The organism is Cupriavidus sp. C3SS-1, assembly GCF_057073755.1.
The window spans coordinates 1,349,966-1,368,082 of the sequence record NZ_CP172699.1 but is presented as its reverse complement, the minus strand read 5'-3'; the positions used below and the strand labels follow the sequence as shown (position 1 = coordinate 1,368,082).

Below are 18,117 nucleotides of genomic sequence, written 5' to 3'. Positions count from 1 at the left end.
TAATTTGCCGCAGGGCAACATTTCCTTATGTCAGACGCAGACAAGTCGCCTGGAAAGACATCGATCCAGGTTATTGAACGCATGATGACGCTGCTGGACGCACTGGCCCAGCACGCCGACCCGGTCAGCCTGAAAGAGCTGTCGATGTCTACCGGACTGCACCCTTCCACCGCGCACCGTATCCTCAACGACATGGTTGCGTGCCGCTTTGTCGATCGCTCGGACCCGGGCAGCTACCGGCTGGGCATGCGCCTGCTGGAGCTTGGCAACCTGGTCAAGGCACGCCTGTCGGTGCGCGACGCGGCGCTCGCGCCAATGCGCGCACTGCACCGTGTCACCGGGCAGACCGTCAACCTGTCAGTGCGCCAGGGCGACGAGATCGTGTATATCGAGCGGGCCTACAGCGAGCGCTCCGGCATGCAGGTGGTGCGTGCCATTGGCGGACGCGCGCCGCTGCACCTGACGTCGGTGGGCAAGCTGTTCCTCGCCGCCGACGAGTCCACGCGCGTGCGCAGCTATGCCACGCGCACGGGACTGGCCGGGCATACGCGCACCTCGATCACCGACCTGACCAAGCTCGAGCGCGAACTGGGCTGGGTCCGCAGCAACGGCTACGCCCGAGACAACGAAGAGCTGGAACTGGGCGTGCGCTGCATCGCCGCCGGCATCTACGATGATTCGCGCCGCCTGGTGGCCGGCCTGTCGCTGTCGGCACCCGCCGACCGCCTGCAGGACAGCTGGCTGCAGAACCTGAAGGATACGGCGCTGCAGATTTCGCGCGGCATGGGGTATGTGATGGAGTCTGAAGCCGCCTGATCGGCTTTGGCTTGCCGGCGGCTAAGGGAACTTCCGCCCGCCGCCGGTTCAGCCGATCATGGCCACGCGGTCTAAGGGTTTACGTGCAGTTTTCAGATAACCTGAAAACCCTATAATCGGGCGGCTATGCGAACCCGAGCCATTACCTTGACCGAACAGGTCACGCGCCAGATCCGGACCGACATTGAGAACGGCGTTTATCCCGTAGGCAATCGACTGCCCACGGGCAAGCAGCTGGCCGACCAGTACGGCGTCAGTGCTGCCGTGATCCGTGAAGTGACCGAACATCTGCGTTCTCAAGGCTTCGTGGAAACGCGCCAGGGCGTGGGTTGCACCGTGCGTTCCCGTACCGGCGCGGCGGGCTTCCAGCTTCCCGGCGAGCCCGACCTGGGACGGGCCGAGCTGGCCGACCTGTATGACCTGCGCATGGACCTCGAGAGCGCGGCAGCCGCACTGGCCGCCATGCGGCGCAGCGCCGACGATGTCGATACCCTTGCCGGGCTGCTGCATCGGCTGAAGACGCATCTGTATGATGCCCAGCCGGCGGTCGATCTCGATGCCGCGTTCCACATCGGCATTGCCAGTGCCACCCACAACCCGTACTACCGCCAGCTGCTGCAGTACATGAACCTGCAGCTGCACCAGGCCGTTGCCACCGCGCGCGCCAACACGCTGCAGCAAGCGCAATTGCCTGAGTCCGTGCACCAGGAACACGAGGCCATCTTCGAGGCGATCCGTGACGGCAATGCCGAAGCGGCGCGCCAGGCCACCATCCGCCACCTGCAATGCGCGGCGCAGCGACTGGGCTTGCCCCTGCGCGCACGCGCCGCCGATCCCCTGCCCTGAAAACAGAAAGCTGAAAGCGCTCCCTCCATGCCAGCCGCCAACCTGCCCCAGCGTCTCACCGAAGCCCTTGGTCCCGACACCGTGCTCGCCCAGCCCGACGACATTGCGCCGTGGCTGTCCGACTGGCGCGGCATTTACCGGGGCCAGGCCCAGGCGGTGGTCCGCCCGCGCACGGTCGACGAGGTCTCGCGCTGCCTCGCGCTCTGCCAGCAGGCCGCGGTACCGGTCGTGCCGCGCGGCGGCAACACCGGCCTGTGCGGCGCCGCCACGCCCGACGGCCAGCCGCTGAACGTGGTGCTGAGCCTGGACCGCATGCATGCGATCCGCTCGCTCGACACCGTGGCCAACACCATGGTTGCCGAAGCGGGCTGCATCCTCGGCAACCTGCGCCGCGCCGCGGCCGACGCCAACCGGTTGCTGCCGCTGAGCCTGGCGGCGGAGGACTCGTGCCAGATCGGCGGCAACCTGGCCACCAATGCCGGCGGCGTCAACGTCGTGCGTTATGGCATGACGCGCGAACTGGTGCTCGGTGTCGAGGCCGTACTGCCCAACGGCGAGGTCTTCCACGGCCTGCGCACGCTGCGCAAGGACAACACCGGCTACGATCTCAAGCAGTTGTTCATTGGCTCGGAAGGCACGCTCGGTGTCATCACGGCTGCTGCACTGCGCCTGTTCCCGCGTACCGATACGCGCAGTGTCGTGCTGGCGGCAGTGGAATCGCCGCAGCAGGCGCTCGAGCTGTATTCCCTGCTGTTCGAGCAGTGCGGCGCACGGCTGCAGGCTTTCGAGTTCTTCACCGGCGCGTGCCTGGACCTGGTCCTGACGCATGCCGAAGGCGTGCAAGAACCCTTTGCGCAGCGCTATCCCGCCTACGTTCTGGTGGAACTGGCCGACACCGCCGAAGAAGAAGCGCTCAATGCGCTGCTGGAGCGCGTCATTGGCGAAGCGCTCGAACGCGGCCTGTGCCTCGATGCGGCGGTGTCTGCATCGCTGGCCCAATTGCAGGCGCTGTGGAAGCTGCGCGAAGAAATCTCCGAAGCGCAGCGCGCGGACGGGCCGCACCTGAAACACGACGTGTCGCTGCCGATCGAACAGATCCCGGCGTTCATGGCGTCGATGGAAGCGCGCCTGCGCGCGCTGGACCCGGCGATCCGGCCCTTCATATTCGGGCACTTTGGCGATGGCAACCTGCACTACAACCTGTCGCGCCCGGCGGGAGCGCCGAAGGACTGGGCAGCGACGCACGAAGACGTGGTGACCGGCACCGTGCTCGATGAAGTGATGCGCTACGGCGGCAGTATCAGTGCGGAACATGGCATCGGGCAACTCAAGCGGCATGCATTCCTGCAATACAAGGATCCGCTGGAGCTGCGTTTGATGCGCGAGGTCAAACGCGCGTTTGACCCGGCCGGCATTATGAATCCGGGCAAGCTGCTCTGAAGGGTGAAGCCCATAAAAAACGCGCCAACCGTGGCGCGTTTTTTGGGGCAGGCGGAGTTCAGGTTCCGCGCGCCGAAGTCAGGATCGCCTGCGCGCCGCCGGGCGACTGCGTGAGGTTCGGCGACGACGGAAACGCATGGGGCTGCGGTGCCGACGGCGAGGCATGTTCCAGCCAGTCACGCACGCGCGTGGCGTCGGCAAAACGCGAGAGCTTGCCCACGGAATCCAGGAACACCATCACAACGTTGCGGCCGTTGACCTTGGCCTGCATGACCAGGCATTGGCCCGCTTCGGAAATGAAGCCGGTCTTCTGCAGGCCGATGTCCCAGTTGCCGCCGCGCACCAGGCGGTTGGTGCTGACGTAGTGCTGGGTACGGCCAAGCACATTCACTTCGTGCTCGGTCTGCGTCGAGAACTCGCGGATGGTCGGGTTGCGGTAGGCCGCGTTGACCATGCGCGCGAGGTCCATGGCGCTCGACACATTGCTGCTCGACAGGCCGTTCGAGTCCACGAAGTGGCTGTCGTTCATGCCCAGTTCACGGGCCTTGCGGTTCATCGCCTGGACAAACGCGGGCAGACCACCCGGATAGTTGCGACCCAGCGCCGATGCCGCGCGGTTCTCGGACGACATCAGCGCCAGCAGCAGCATTTCCTGGCGCGTGAGCTGGGTACCGAAGCGCAGGCGCGAGCTGCTGTGCTTCTCGGTGTCCCGGTCTTCTTCCGTAATGGTCAGGGTCTCGTCCATCGGCAGGCGAGCATCCATCACCACCAGTGCAGTCATCAGCTTGGTGATCGACGCGATCGGCAGCACCGCGCTCGGATTCTTCTGGAACAGCACCTCGTTGGTGTTCTGGTCCATCACGAGCGCGACGCTCGATCGCAAGGCCAGCGCATCCTCGGTATCGCGCAGCCCCATGGCCTCGCCGAGCGACGGCTTGGCCGGCGTAAACACCGCCCGCACGGGCGCGGCCCGGTTCGACGCCACGACACGGTGCCGGCCGTTCTTCACCACCATCACCTTGCGGGAAGACGCGGCCTCGGCCTTGGCCGTCGTGCGCTTGCTGCCCGAACTGGCCTTTTTCTCGGCTTTGAGCGACTTTGTCGGCTTTTTCGTGGAATTTTCAGTGGAAGTCGACTTGGTGGCAGCCTCGGCCAACGGGGCTGCCAGCATCGACGCGGATGCCAGCACGGCTACGGCTACGGCGCTCAGGGGCGTCGAGCCGAAGAATCTGGAAAAAATGGAATCAGACCGGAACATGATTCGTTCAGCGCATCGTGGATGGCGCTAGTGTAGGAAATTAAGAAATTGTTAGCAAGATTAAAGACTTACGAAGGCTAGTTAAAGTTCGATTTGCAAACATTTCCATAATGCGGAAATTGTTGACTCTTCGTCACGTGCGTCATCGTAGACCTCCTGTAAGTCACTGCGCGGCTGCGGGGTTCACCCGCCACTGCCGTAGTCTTGGTTTGTATGTCGGCGCGAATCGTTACACATTGACACATATCTCACTATGAGAGGAAACGCGCAAACCCACTAACCGGTTCACGTTCAGTGTTAAGGCGATTTTCTATCGCCTCCGGATCCGCATAGCCCAGGGACATGCCGCACACCACCATCTCCTCGCCTGGCAGGCGCAGGTGATCGCCAATGATCTTGTGGAACTGCGTGAACGCGGCCTGCGGGCAGGTATCGAGCCCGCGCGCCCGGGCGGCGACCATGATGCTTTGCAGGAACATGCCGTAGTCGAGCCAGCTGCCCAGCTCCATGATGCGGTCGATGGTGAAGATCATGCCGACCGGCGCATCGAAGAAGCGGAAGTTGCGCGCGTGCTGTTCGTGCATGCGCGATTTATCCTCGCGGCTGATTTCCAGCAGGCCATACAGGTCCCAGCCTACCTTGCGGCGCCGGTCCAGGTAGGGGTTCACCCAGGAGCGCGGGTAGTACGGATACTCTTCCAGGTACTTGCTGTCGCGCTCGGGGTCTTCGTAGGCGGTCAGCAGGTCCGCGCACAGCCTGGCCTTGGCGTCACCCGCCAGCACATAGACATGCCACGGTTGCGTGTTGGTGCCTGATGGCGCGCGGCTGGCGACGGCGAGAATCTCTTCCACCGTTTCGCGTGGCACGGGCGTATCCAGGAACGCCCGGACCGAGCGGCGCGTGAGGATGGCCCGGTCGACGCAGTCGACCGCCTGCTGCACAGCAGCCTCGGCGGCCGCTTGCTTGCGAGCTTGCGCGTCCTGCGACATCTTTCCTTCCTCCATCACGCCACGCCCGGCGCTGGTGCGCCAGCCACCGCCAGTGGCTGGAGCGCGCGGCGCAGCGGCTCGGGCAGGGGCACCGGGCGACGCGTGACGCGATCGACATAGACGTGGACAAAATGCCCTTGCGCCGCCGCGATCTCGTTATCGCCGCTGAACAGCCCCACCTCATAGCGCACGCTGCTGGTTCCCAGCCGCGCCACCCGCAAGCCAGCCGTGACCGTGTCCGGGAAGCTCAGCGACGAGAAGTAGTTGCACTGCGTCTCGATCACCAGCCCGATCGTGCTGCCCGATTCAAAGTCGAGCACGCCTTCCCGGATCAGGTACGCGTTCACGACGGTATCAAAATAACTGTAGTAGACAACGTTGTTCACGTGGCCATAGACATCGTTATCCATCCAACGCGTGGTGATGGCCTGGGCGTGCGGATAGGCGCTGCGGTGCTCGGCTTGCGGTTTCATGGGAACGTTGCGGAACAGGAAAGAAGGAAGAACGCGAAACGACTAGCGCCGGATGACCAGTGCGACGCCCGCCGCGGCCAGGGCCATGCCGGATGCCGCCAGTGGCGGAAAGCGCTCGCCGAACAGCAGCCATGCCATCACGGCCGTGGTCGGCGGCGTCAGATACATGAGGCTGGAGACTCGCGTCGCCGCACCCTGCCGGATCAGCAGGAACAACAGCGAAATGGCTCCGATCGAGAGCGCGACCACCGACCAGGCGAGCGCGCCGACCATCTCGGCGGTCCAGTCGACGTGGCGAGTCTCGAACATGAACATAAAGGGAACGCAAGCCAGCGCGGATGCCGCGAACTGGATGACGGAGCCGATGCGCAGGTCGAACACGGCGCAGAAGCGCTTCTGGTACAGCGTGCCGAAGGTGATGCTTAGCAACGCCCCGCCCGCGAGCAGCACGCTGGCCGCGGACAGTCCGCTGGCGCCCAGTTTGTTGGCCACCACCAGGCCGACTCCCACGATGCCAAGCAGCAGCCCCAGCCACTGGCGCATGCTGATGCGCTCGCCCAGGCGCGCGGAAATCAGTGCGGTCAGGATCGGTTGCATGCCGACGATCAGGGCCGACATGCCGGCTGGCATGCCCAGCTTGACGGCGGCCCAGACGCCGCCAAGATAACCGGCCTGCAGAAACAACCCGGCTACCGCGATATGGCCAACCATGCGCCAGTCGGCACGCCCTTCGCGTTGCGGCAACGGCACGCGCGCGAGCCACACGAAGGGCACCATCAGCACCAGGACGCCGACAAACCGCAGGAACAGGAACGTCATTGGCTCGGCATGCGGCATGCCATACCTGGCCACGATAAACCCCGTGCTCCAGATCAGCACGAACAGCCACGGCATGCTGGCAGACCAGAGGGTTCGCCGCGCGCTTGCGCCAGCTTCAGCCATCGTGCTCATGCCGACACCTTCCGCGCCGGCGTGACACCATCGTCCCCGGCCCGCGGCGCCACGCGAAACGCCAGCCCGGGAATGCCGGTCACCGCTTCACCCGGCATGCTGTATTGGCGCATCGCGAAGCGATGGCCCCGCGGCAGCGGCAGCACGAAGTGATTGGCGTAAAAGGCAGGCATGGCGTGGCGAAAGGAGCGTTCTTGTTGTGGGCGCGACGCTTGCATAGTCAAGCGTCGGCAGGCTGCGATGGTAGCACCGCTGGAAAACACGCGGTACCGCGCACGATGCATGGCGCTACCGGCACATTCCGAGCCGATTTCCGTTGCATTTTGTGCGACGCACAAAAACTGCTTGACACCGCCCTGGCTTTCCCTAGAATTGCAATTGTTGCGGCGCACCAAAGCGAATGAGCGAGCGCCCGACCTTGATCCCCACGCCTGGGCTGGACGACGCGGAACGATATCCGTCACGGTCCTGAAATCCAGGCGGTTTAATTTTGCTTGACCTTGAAGTTCACCACTGGAGACCAGCAATGATCCTCACCCCGGAACAAGTCGCAGCAGCGCAAAAGGCTAACCTGGAAACCCTGTTTGGCCTGACCACCAAGGCTTTCGAAGGCGTCGAGAAGCTCGTCGAGCTGAACCTGCAGGTCGTCAAGACCACCTTCGCCGAAAACGTCGACAACGCCAAGAAGGCGCTGTCCGCCAAGGATGCCCAGGAACTGCTGGCCATCCAGGCTTCGCTGGTTCAGCCGGTCGCTGAAAAGACCCTGGCCTACACCCGTCACCTGTACGAAATCGCTTCGGAAACCCAAAGCGAATTCACCAAGGTCGCCGAAGCCCAACTGGCTGAAGGCTCGAAGAAGGTGCAGGCTCTGGTCGACAACCTCGCCAAGAACGCACCGGCCGGTTCGGAATCGACCGTGGCCATCGTGAAGTCGGCCATCTCGGCTGCGAACAACGCCTACGAGTCGGTCCAGAAGGCCACCAAGCAGGCTGTCGAGATCGCCGAAAGCAACTTCCAGGCTGCCGCTTCGGCCGCCAGCAAGGCTGCCCAGCAGGCCAGCGCCACGGCCCGCAGCGCGGCTGTCAAGAAGACCGCCTGATAGCCAGCTCGGCTGACAGGTAGTGCCAGCGACCGGCCCCGTGCCGGTCCGTTGGCAAAGCGCACCGCCGGACGGCGCGTTTTGCCAACGATGATGGCGACAGCCGCAACAGGCTTGCCGCTAGCGTGCCAGTGTCTCCTCGGTACCGCGGTCTCCTTGTCCAAAGGTATCGTTCAAGCCCGACCCTAAAGGTTCGGGCTTTTTTTCGCCTTCTTCGCGCGCGCTGCCCTCTTTCACTCGAATTTCCGGCCGCGCCGATGCCTTCCAAAGCGCGTCCGCAGCGTTGTCCTTGCCCAATGCCGGAGCGGGCGACTATCGTTAGCAAGGTGCAGCCCGCGGCATTCTGGCATGCCAGGGCCCGCCCTTCGGATTTACATGGCGCGGCGCAATACCGGGCCATGCCGGCATGCGTGGCGCAGCGCTTGCGCGACGCAACAGCATCTGGGAGATGCCATGAAGACGCAGCGCCACATCACGACCTACATCGTCATCGCGATGATCCTCGGCGGCGTGGTCGGCTACGGCTGTCATGTCGCCTTTCCCGATCCCAAGCTGGCAAAAGAGATCGCGGGCTACATCTCGATCATCACCGACGTCTTCCTGCGGCTGATCAAGATGATCATCGCGCCGCTGGTGTTCTCGACCCTCGTCATGGGCATTGCCCACATGGGCGATGCCAGCACCGTCGGCCGCGTAGGCATCAAGGCGATGGGGTGGTTCATCACCGCATCGCTGGTATCGCTGACGCTGGGCCTGATCATGGCCACCATGCTCCAGCCGGGCGTCAATATCGGCCTGCCGCTGCCCGACGTCGGCTCCGCGACCAATCTGAAGACCAATGCCTTCACGCTGAAGGATTTCGTCGCTCACCTGGTGCCCAAGTCGGTAGCCGAGGCCATGGCCAACAACGAGATCCTGCAAATCGTGGTGTTCTCGATCTTCTTCGGCACGGCCCTGGCCACGCTTGGCGAACACGGCAAGCGCATGGCCGGCGTGATCGAGGATCTCGCGCAGATCATGCTGAAGATCACCGGTGCGGTGATGTGGCTGGCGCCGGTTGCAGTGTTCGCCGCGATCGCGTCGACGGTGACGACCCAGGGCCTTGGCATCCTGCTGACCTTCGCCAAGTTCATGGGCAGCTTCTACCTGGCCCTGTTCGTGCTATGGGGCTTGCTGACGCTGGCGGGCTTCGTGTTCCTGGGGCGACGGATCTTCAACCTGATCAAGCTGATCCGCGAGCCGTTCCTGCTGTCGTTCTCGACCGCAAGCTCCGAAGCCGCGTATCCGAAAATGCTCGAGGCGCTAGACAAGTTCGGCGTCAACCGCAAAATCTCCAGCTTCGTGCTGCCGCTGGGCTACTCCTTCAACCTGGACGGGTCGATGATGTACTGCACGTTCGCCGTGCTGTTCATCGCCCAGGCCTATGACATCCACTTGCCGATGAGCACGCAGATCACCATGCTGTTGCTGCTGATGCTCACCTCCAAGGGCATGGCCGGCGTGCCGCGCGCCTCCCTGGTGGTCATCGCCGCCACGCTGAACCAGTTCAATATTCCCGAAGCCGGCCTGCTGCTGATCATGGGAGTGGATCAGTTCCTCGACATGGGCCGTTCGGCCACCAATGCCGTGGGCAATTCGATCGCCTCCGCCGTGGTGGCCAAGTGGGAAGGCCAGCTCGCCAGCGAATCGACGCTCGATACCGGCGACCAGGGCGGCATGGGCGGGGTGGACGACGAGCGCGAGGCGTTGGCCAAGCCCGAGACCGCGCGTGCCTGAGCGCTGGCGCGCAGACCGCAAAGGAGCGACCCATGTCTTGCACTGTTGCCCGGTGTGGCCGCTTTGTGTGGTGGCGGATAGCGGCGCTATGCCTCGCGCTGTCCGCCGGCCTGGCGCTGGCGCAGGAGCCGATCGCCCTTTCCGGCACACTGAAAAAGGCCAAGGAAACCGGCACGCTGACCATCGGCTACCGGGAATCTTCCCTGCCTTTTTCGTACCTTAACCAGATTCGCCGGCCGATCGGCTATTCGATCGATATCTGCTCGGCCATCGTTCAGGCCGCCGGTGCCGACGTCGGCCGCGACCTGACCATCAACTGGGTGCCGGTGACTTCCGAGAGCCGCATCGAAGCGATGACGTCCGGCAAGATCGACCTCGAATGCGGCTCCACCACGCGCAATGCCGAGCGCCAGCAGCGCGTGTCGTTCTCACCGGTGATTTTCGTCGCAGGCACCAAGCTGCTGGTGCCGCACGGCTCGCCAGTCCGCACGTTCCAGGACCTCAAGGGCAAGACTGTGGTGGCCACCGCCGGCACCACCAATGCGGACGCCATCGAGCGGCTGTCCGCACGCTTCAATCTGGACGTGACCCTGATCCGCGCCCGTGACCACGCCGATGCCTTCGAAGTGCTGCGCCACGGCGGCGCCGACGCCTATGCGGGCGACGATGTGCTGCTGTACGGCTTCCTCGCCAAGTACGGGCTCGGCAAGAAATATGACGTGACGCGCGACTTCCTGTCGTACGATCCCTACGGCATCATGCTGCGCAAGAACGACCCGCAGTTCGCCGCGGTCGTCGACAAGGCGGTTCGCGACCTGATGACCTCAGGCGAGCTTGAGCGCCTGTACAAGCAGTGGTTCGTCAACCGCTTGCCCACTGGCGAACGCCTGGGCATCCCGATGAGCGCCCAGCTCGAAGACATCATCCAGTCCACGCCTCAGCAGCCGGAATAGACGTCAACTGGCTAGCGCGGCCGTCCCCTGCCGGGCTAAATCGGCGGTGGCTCCAAATTCCTGTCGGTTAATTGCGTAATCGGGTAAAAAGAAACCCGCCGCACGGACGGGTTTCGATGCTTGCAGCTTGCCGCAATCAGCGCTTGCGCGGCGGCGGCACGTCGGTGCAGGTCCCTTCGTAGATCTCCGCGGCCATGCCGATCGACTCGCCCAGGGTCGGGTGCGGGTGGATCGTCTTGCCGATATCCACTGCGTCCGCGCCCATTTCGATGGCCAGGCAGACTTCGCTGATCAGGTCGCCGGCATGCGTGCCGACGATGCCCCCGCCAATGATGCGATGGGTTTCCTCATCGAAGATCAGCTTGGTGAAGCCCTCGTCGCGGCCATTCGCAATGGCACGGCCGGAAGCAGCCCACGGGAACACGCCCTTGCTGTACTTGATGCCCTGCTCCTTGCACTGGTCCTCGGTCAGGCCGGCCCAGGCCACTTCCGGATCGGTGAAGGCAACCGACGGAATCTGCTTGGCATCGAAGTAGGCCTTTTCGCCGTGCGCCGCTTCCGCGGCCACGTGGGCTTCATGCACCGCCTTGTGCGCCAACATCGGCTGGCCGACCACGTCGCCGATCGCGAAGATGTTCGGCACATTGGTGCGCATCTGCGAATCGACGTTGATGAAGCCGCGGTCGGTCACGGCCACGCCGGCCTTCTCGGCGCCGATGCGCTTGCCGTTGGGCGAACGGCCCACCGACACCAGCACCAGGTCGTAGCGCTGCGCCTCGGTCGGGGCCTGATCGCCTTCGAACTTCACGTAGATGCCGTCCGGCCTGGCTTCCACCGCGACGGTCTTCGTGTTCAGCATGACCTTGCCGAAACGGTCCTTGTTCTTCTTCTCCCAGACCTTGACCAGGTCGCGGTCGGCGCCGTTCATCAGGCCCGGCAGCATTTCGACGACGTCGATATCCGCACCCAGCGTGCTGTACACCGTCGCCATCTCCAGGCCAATGATGCCGCCGCCGATGACCAGCATCTTGTTGGGCACCTCGGGCAGTTCCAGCGCGCCGGTCGAATCGACGATGCGCGGGTCTTCCGGGATGAACGGCAGCTTCACCGCCTGGCTGCCGGCGGCGATGATCGCCTTCTCGAAGCGGATCACAGTTTTCTTGCCCGTGGCCTGCTTGCCGTCGCCTTCGGTGGCATCCACTTCCAGATGGTGCGGATCGAGGAAGGTGCCGATGCCACGCACCACCTGCACCTTGCGCGCCTTGGCCATGCCGGCCAGGCCGCCGGTCAGCTTGCCGACCACCTGGTTCTTGTAGTGGCGCAGGCCGTCCAGGTCGATCTTGGCTTCGCCGAACAGGATGCCGTGCGCAGCCAGCGCCTTGGCCTCGTCGATCACGGCTGCGTTGTGCAGCAATGCCTTCGACGGGATGCAGCCGACGTTCAGGCAAACGCCGCCGAGCGTGGCGTAGCGTTCCACCAGCACGGTATTCATACCCAGGTCAGCCGAACGGAAGGCAGCCGAGTAGCCGCCGGGACCGGCGCCCAGCACTAGCACGTCGCACTGGATATCGGCGCTACCCGCGTGGCTGGCGGCCACGGGAGCCGGAGCCGGGGCAGCCGATGGCGCCGGGGCCGCAGCGGCGGGCGCGGGCGCAGGAGCCGGCGCGGCCGCGGCTGCAGCTTGCGCTTCCACCGTGCAGATCACCGCGCCCTGGCCAATCTTGTCGCCCACCTTCACGCGCACGTCGACCACCTTGCCGGCTGCCGACGACGGCACTTCCATGCTGGCCTTGTCCGATTCCAGCACGATCAGCGACTGTTCCTGCTCGACCGTATCGCCCGGCTTGACCAGGACCTCGATCACTTCCACCGCGTCGAAATCGCCGATATCCGGCACCTTGACTTCGATCACACTCATGTTTGCTCCTCTTTGCGCGTCCGGGCCTGGGTGGCCTCAGGGCGCGCCGTCGTTGTTGGTTGCCGCTGCGCCGGGGGCGCCGGCCTCGTGCAGCCTTACGGTATGGACTTCAATCGGGCCTGCGGAACTCTTGTCGAACTCGATGCCGGCATCGACGCCGATGCGCGCGATGGCTGCTGCATCCAGTTCAGGCTTGTCGTAGACCGCATGCATGGCCCCGAGCGCGTAGTTGCGGCCTGAGCCAATGCCCCAGAAGCGGTCGAAGGAAAAGACCTCGCGATACGAATAGACGCCGAAAATCCCGGCCGGATTCGCGATCAGGCAGACGATCTGCGACGACTCGTACGGATCATCTTCGTCTTCCTTGGTGTTGATGAAATACTCCGACTTCAGCTTCTCATGCACCTTCAGGAAGGTCCGGAACACGTCATCGCGCGAGCCGAGCCGGCATTCCTCGCCCATTCCCGCCAGCAAGGCGCGCATGACCGGAAAATGCGCCGTGGTGCCGGCCAGCGCGACAAAGCTGTCGGCGATCGGAAACACCTTCTGGTTGCGCTCGTAGGCGCGCGACAGGCGCGTGTCACCGAACGTGACCAGGGCATCGGCCGCAATCGCCACATCGGCACCCTTCCTGACGACGACACAGGTAGTCATGGCTCGCCTCGCTCGGCTGCAAGCGCCAGGGCCATGCCCGTCACGGACATGGCCGCGGCCGCTTTAGAGAAGGATGCGGCGGAAGTCCGCCAGCAACTGCCCGAAGTACGTATTGAAGCGGGCGGCCTCGGCGCCGTCGATGACACGGTGGTCCCACGACAGCGACAGCGGCAGCGTCAGGCGCGGCGCGAACTGCTTGCCGTCCCAAACCGGCTTCATGTACGACTTGCACACGCCCATGATGGCCACTTCCGGCGCATTGATGATCGGCGTGAAGTACGTGCCGCCAATGCCCCCCAGTGACGAGATCGAGAAGCAGCCGCCCTGCATCTGGTCCGGCTTGAGCTTGCCGTCGCGCGCCAGCTTGGCCAGCTCGCTCATTTCCTGGCTGATCTCCAGCACGCCCTTCTTGTCGGCGTCCTTGATCACCGGCACGACCAGGCCGTTCGGCGTATCGGCCGCGAAACCGATGTTGAAATACTTCTTCAGCACCAGATTGTCGCCGTCCAGCGAGGCATTGAAGTTCGGGAACTTCTTCAGCGCCGCCACGGTGGCCTTGATCATGAACGCCAGCATCGTTACCTTGACGCCGGACTTCTCGTTTTCCTTGTTCAGCTGGACGCGGAAGGCCTCCAGGTCGGTGATGTCCGCTTCGTCATGGTTGGTGACGTGCGGGATCATGACCCAGTTGCGGTGCAGGTTGGCGCCCGAGATCTTCTTGATGCGCGAGAGGGCCTTGCTTTCGACCTCGCCGAAGCGCGTGAAATCGACCTTCGGCCACGGCAGCAGGCCGAGTTCGCCACCACCGGCGCCAGCCGCGGCGGCCTGTGCCGGCGTGGCGGCCTGGCCAGTCATCACGCCCTTGACGTAGCGCTGCACGTCTTCCTGCGTGATGCGATTCTTCGGGCCGGTGCCTGGCACGCGGGAAACATCCACACCCAGTTCGCGCGCGAACTTGCGCACCGACGGCGACGCGTGCGCGGCCTTGCCGGTCACGCCGACCGGGGCAGCCGCAGGCGCAGCCGGGGCCGGGGCCGCGGCAGCAGGCGCCGGGGCCTGGGCAGGCGCTGCGGCGGGAGCCGGCGCGGGTGCCGCAGCGGCCGGTGCCGGAACCGCTGCGCCAGCGGCGCCTTCCAGCAGGATCAGCAGCGTGCCCTGGGCCACGTTGTCGCCGACCTTGACCTTGACTTCCTTGACCACGCCGCCTTGCGGGGACGGCACGTCCATGGTGGCCTTGTCCGATTCCAGCGTGACGACGGCGTCTTCGGCGTTGATGGTGTCGCCCGGCTTGACATGGACTTCGATCACGGGGACCGCGTCGTAGTCGCCGATATCGGGCACCTTGACTTCGATGGTGCCGCCCGCGGCGGGCGCGGCCGCAGCTGCCGGAGCGGCGGCCGGGGCCGACGCGGGTGCCGCGGCCGGGGCCGGCGCGGGAGCCGGTGCAGCGGCAGCCTGGGCAGGGGCCGGCGCGGAGGCACCGGCGGCTTCCAGCATCACCAGCACGGAGCCTTCGGACACGTTGTCGCCGACCTTGATGCGGACTTCCTTGACCACGCCGGCTTGCGGCGAGGGCACGTCCATGGTGGCCTTGTCCGATTCCAGCGTGACCAGTGCATCTTCCGCATTGATGCTGTCGCCGGGTTTCACATGCACTTCAATGACGGGAACGGCGTCATAGTCGCCGATGTCCGGCACCTTGATTTCAATCGCTTGACTCATTCAGTGTCTCCTGGGCAGGCCGGCACGCGCGCGCTTCCGCAAGCGGCGAGATTACCCTCGCCGCCCGCTTCTGTCACGCCGCTGTGCCGCAAGGCGCCTACGAAGGTCTTCGGGGCGCCCGCGGCACGGCGTTGCCGTACTGCGGGGGTTGGTGCAGGAAGCCGGTCAGACCGACATCGGGTTCGGCTTGTTGGGGTCGAGGTTGTACTTCTTGATCGCTTCAGCCACCTTGTCGCGGCTGATGGCGCCTTCGTCGGCCAGCGCCTTCAGCGCGGCCAGCGTGACCCAGTGGCGATCCACCTCGAAGAAGTGGCGCAGCTTTTCGCGGGTGTCCGAGCGGCCGAAGCCGTCGGTGCCCAGCACCACGTAGCGGCGCGGCACGAACGGACGGATCTGTTCGGCAAACGCGCGCACATAGTCGGTCGAGGCAATGACCGGGCCGCGGGCCGACTTGAGCTTCTGCGCGACGAACGACTCGCGTTGGGGCTCTGCCGGGTGCAGCAGGTTGTAGCGCTCGGCGGCGGCGCCTTCGCGGGCCAGCTCGGTGAAGCTCGGGCAGCTCCACAGGTCCGATTCGACGCCCCAGTCCTTCTTCAGCAGCTCGGCGGCGGCGATCACCTCGCGGAAGATCGTGCCCGAGCCCAGCAGCTGCACGCGCGGCGCGTTGCTGTTCTCGACGCCCTTGCGGAACTGGTACATGCCCTTGACGATGTCCTGCTCTACGCCAGCCGGCATTTCCGGATGCTCGTAGTTCTCGTTCATCACCGTCAGGTAGTAGTAGACGTCTTCCTGCTCGGCATACATGCGGCGCAGGCCGTCGTGCATGATGACCGCCAGTTCGTACTGGAAGGTCGGGTCATACGAGATGCAGTTCGGGATCACCGCGTGGAACACGTGCGAGTGGCCGTCCTCGTGCTGCAGGCCTTCGCCGTTCAGCGTGGTGCGGCCGGCGGTGCCGCCCAGCAGGAAGCCGCGCGAACGCATGTCGGCAGCCGCCCAGCACAGGTCGCCGATACGCTGGATGCCGAACATCGAGTAGTAGATGTAGAACGGGATCATCTGCACGCCGTGCGTCGAGTACGACGTGGCGGCCGCGATCCAGTCGCACATGGCGCCGGCTTCGTTGATGCCTTCCTGCAGTACCTGGCCAGTCTGCGATTCCTTGTAGAACATCAGCTGGTCATGGTCTTCCGGCACGTACTTCTGGCCTTGCTGGTTCCAGATGCCGATCTGGCGGAACAGGCCTTCCATGCCGAAGGTGCGCGATTCGTCCGGGACGATAGGCACCACGTGCTTGCCGATCTGCTTGTCTTTCAGCAGCGTGTTCAGGATCCGCACGAAGGCCATGGTGGTGGACACTTCGCGGCCTTCGCCGGTAGCCTTGAGCAGCGCGTCGAACGCGGACAGCTGCGGCACCTGCAGCGCTTCGGCCTTCTGGCGGCGTGCCGGCAGGTAGCCACCCAGGTTCATGCGCGCCTGGCGCATGTATTCCAGTTCCTTCGAGCCTTCCTCGAAGGTCAGGTACGGCACTTCGGCGAGCTTGTCGTCGGGCACCGGGATGTTGAACTGGTCGCGGAACGTGCGGATCGCGTCCACCGGCATCTTCTTCTGCTGGTGGGCCACGTTCATGGCCTGGCCGGCATCGCCCATGCCATAGCCCTTGATGGTCTTGGCCAGGATCAGCGTCGGCTGGCCCTTGTGCTCGCTGGCGGCCTTGTAGGCGGCGTAGATCTTGTGCGGATCGTGGCCGCCGCGGTTCAGGCGCCAGATGTCGTCGTCGGACCAGTCGGCGACCATCGCCTTCAGTTCAGGCGTGTTGAAGAAGTGCTCGCGCACGTAGGCGCCGCCCTTGGACTTCATGGTCTGGTACTCGCCGTCCACGCAATCCATCATGCGCTTCATCAGCAGGCCCTTGGTGTCGCGCGCCAGCAGGGAATCCCACTTGCTGCCCCACACCACCTTGATCACGTTCCAGCCGGCACCGCGGAATTCGGACTCCAGTTCCTGGATGATCTTGCCGTTGCCGCGCACCGGGCCGTCCAGGCGCTGCAGGTTGCAGTTGATGACAAAGACCAGGTTGTCCAGCTTCTCGCGGCCGGCCATGCCGATCGCGCCCAGCGATTCCGGCTCGTCGGTCTCGCCGTCGCCCAGGAAGGCCCAGACCTTGCGGTCGCCGGCCTTGGCCAGGCCGCGGCTGTCCAGGTACTTCATGAAGCGGGCCTGGTAGATGGCCATGATCGGGCCCAGGCCCATCGACACCGTCGGGAACTGCCAGAAATCCGGCATCAGCCACGGGTGCGGGTAGGACGAGATGCCCTTGCCGTCCACTTCCTGGCGGAAGTTGTCGAGCTGCTCAGGCGTCAGGCGGCCCAGCAGGAACGCGCGCGAGTAGACGCCCGGCGCCGAGTGGCCCTGCACGAAGACCAAGTCGCCGCCGCTCTGCTCCGACGGGGCACGCCAGAAGTGGTTGTAGCCGACGTCATACAGCGTCGCGGCCGAGGCGAACGACGAGATGTGGCCGCCAACGTTGGTGTGCTTGTTGGCGCGCAGCACCATGGCCATGGCGTTCCAGCGCGTGTACGAGCGGATGCGATGCTCGATGTCCTGGTCGCCCGGGATGCGGGCCTGCTGCTCGACCGGAATCGTGTTGATGTACTGGGTTTCGGCGTGGAACGGCTGGGTAACGCCATTCACGCGTGCGTACTCGATCTGCTTGTCGATCAGGAACGCGGCGCGCTCCGGGCCTTCGGCACCCAGAACGCCCTGCAGGGCGTCCAGCCATTCATGGGTTTCCTGGGGATCGGCGTCGTTGGCGCTGGATGCGCCGAGAATCTGCTCGGGTACGGCGGACATGACTGTCTCCTGTGAATTCCTGCTCCGGAGCCCTCGCTTTTGGCATTTCGGGCCCCGGGGTGACGGGGTATCGGGGTATGACTTGCGGATGCGTCGCCGCAGCGCCTTGCATCGGAGCCGCCGCCGGGAGCCCTGTTCCGGACTCTCTCGCGCGGCAGGCGCATGGTTACCGCCCGCTTTTTGGTCGAACCGATTCTATGGAAGCAGAATGACCAGCACAAGTGAAATTTTCAAATTGCGATATCGTTTTTTATAATGTGGAATAATGACGCGGCGCACCAAACTCCACACGCACTGCGATCACCCGCACGGGTCATGCGCGGCCGCGTCGTCAACCTGGTCAGTGATTTCATTGGCGCTTTCCCCAAG

The 18,117-nt window shown here is 64.6% G+C and carries 15 protein-coding genes; 6 read left to right on the top strand and 9 right to left on the bottom strand.

Translation table 11 applies throughout. The features are described 5' to 3' along the window. Window positions 1-27 precede the first annotated feature (27 nt). From ACIGJC_RS06365 to ACIGJC_RS06355, 3 genes are all read left to right on the top strand, one after another. Window positions 28-816, top strand: a complete 789-nt coding sequence (locus ACIGJC_RS06365) for an IclR family transcriptional regulator (protein WP_483711166.1) — start codon at window positions 28-30, stop codon at window positions 814-816. A gap of 126 nt (window positions 817-942) precedes the next feature. Further along, window positions 943-1,662 (top strand): FadR/GntR family transcriptional regulator, encoded by a 720-nt coding sequence (locus ACIGJC_RS06360; RefSeq protein WP_483711165.1) that lies wholly within the window; start codon window positions 943-945, stop codon window positions 1,660-1,662. Between the two features lie 27 nt (window positions 1,663-1,689). Next, window positions 1,690-3,102: an FAD-binding oxidoreductase gene (locus tag ACIGJC_RS06355; protein WP_483711164.1), complete on the top strand. Its 1,413-nt coding sequence runs from the start codon at window positions 1,690-1,692 to the stop codon at window positions 3,100-3,102. Between the two features lie 58 nt (window positions 3,103-3,160). On the opposite strand, the gene pbpG is transcribed toward ACIGJC_RS06355, so the two are convergent. The 5 genes from pbpG to ACIGJC_RS06330 all read right to left on the bottom strand — a co-directional run bounded on the left by pbpG (window position 3,161) and on the right by ACIGJC_RS06330 (window position 7,300). Next, window positions 3,161-4,360 (bottom strand): D-alanyl-D-alanine endopeptidase, encoded by a 1,200-nt coding sequence (gene pbpG, locus ACIGJC_RS06350; protein WP_483711163.1) that lies wholly within the window; start codon window positions 4,358-4,360, stop codon window positions 3,161-3,163. Window positions 4,361-4,611: 251 nt separating this feature from the next. Beyond that, on the bottom strand, window positions 4,612-5,349 hold the full coding sequence (locus tag ACIGJC_RS06345; RefSeq protein ID WP_483711162.1) for a nitroreductase: 738 nt from the start codon (window positions 5,347-5,349) through the stop codon (window positions 4,612-4,614). A gap of 14 nt (window positions 5,350-5,363) precedes the next feature. After that, on the bottom strand, window positions 5,364-5,822 hold the full coding sequence (locus ACIGJC_RS06340) for an acyl-CoA thioesterase (protein WP_483711161.1): 459 nt from the start codon (window positions 5,820-5,822) through the stop codon (window positions 5,364-5,366). 42 nt (window positions 5,823-5,864) lie between these two features. Beyond that, a complete protein-coding gene (locus tag ACIGJC_RS06335) occupies window positions 5,865-6,764 on the bottom strand; it encodes a DMT family transporter (protein ID WP_483711476.1) in 900 nt (299 codons plus the stop codon). 5 nt (window positions 6,765-6,769) lie between these two features. After that, entirely contained in the window at window positions 6,770-7,300 is a 531-nt protein-coding gene (locus ACIGJC_RS06330; RefSeq protein ID WP_483711160.1) for a hypothetical protein, read from the bottom strand. Between ACIGJC_RS06330 and phaP1 the strand changes: the two genes are divergently transcribed. The 3 genes from phaP1 to ACIGJC_RS06315 all read left to right on the top strand — a co-directional run bounded on the left by phaP1 (window position 7,300) and on the right by ACIGJC_RS06315 (window position 10,601). After that, window positions 7,300-7,872, top strand: a complete 573-nt coding sequence (gene phaP1 / locus ACIGJC_RS06325; protein ID WP_483711159.1) for a TIGR01841 family phasin PhaP1 — start codon at window positions 7,300-7,302, stop codon at window positions 7,870-7,872. The two genes, ACIGJC_RS06330 and phaP1, sit on opposite strands and share 1 nt — an antisense overlap. A gap of 453 nt (window positions 7,873-8,325) precedes the next feature. Then, window positions 8,326-9,648, top strand: a complete 1,323-nt coding sequence (locus ACIGJC_RS06320) for a dicarboxylate/amino acid:cation symporter (RefSeq protein ID WP_483711158.1) — start codon at window positions 8,326-8,328, stop codon at window positions 9,646-9,648. 32 nt (window positions 9,649-9,680) lie between these two features. Continuing rightward, a complete protein-coding gene (locus ACIGJC_RS06315) occupies window positions 9,681-10,601 on the top strand; it encodes an amino acid ABC transporter substrate-binding protein (RefSeq protein WP_483711157.1) in 921 nt (306 codons plus the stop codon). Between the two features lie 136 nt (window positions 10,602-10,737). On the opposite strand, the gene lpdA is transcribed toward ACIGJC_RS06315, so the two are convergent. From lpdA to aceE, 4 genes are all read right to left on the bottom strand, one after another. Continuing rightward, window positions 10,738-12,519, bottom strand: coding sequence for a dihydrolipoyl dehydrogenase (lpdA, locus tag ACIGJC_RS06310; protein ID WP_483711156.1), 1,782 nt, complete (start codon window positions 12,517-12,519; stop codon window positions 10,738-10,740). A 36-nt stretch (window positions 12,520-12,555) separates the two neighbouring features. Continuing rightward, window positions 12,556-13,173, bottom strand: a complete 618-nt coding sequence (locus ACIGJC_RS06305; RefSeq protein WP_483711155.1) for an MFS transporter — start codon at window positions 13,171-13,173, stop codon at window positions 12,556-12,558. A 63-nt stretch (window positions 13,174-13,236) separates the two neighbouring features. Next, window positions 13,237-14,895 carry a dihydrolipoyllysine-residue acetyltransferase gene (gene aceF, locus ACIGJC_RS06300; protein ID WP_483711154.1) on the bottom strand — a complete coding sequence of 553 codons (1,659 nt, stop codon included), beginning with the start codon at window positions 14,893-14,895 and terminating at the stop codon, window positions 13,237-13,239. Between the two features lie 165 nt (window positions 14,896-15,060). After that, the gene (gene aceE / locus ACIGJC_RS06295; protein ID WP_483711153.1) at window positions 15,061-17,748 is read right to left on the bottom strand and encodes a pyruvate dehydrogenase (acetyl-transferring), homodimeric type; all 2,688 of its coding nucleotides are present in this window, start codon (window positions 17,746-17,748) and stop codon (window positions 15,061-15,063) included. Window positions 17,749-18,117 lie beyond the last annotated feature (369 nt).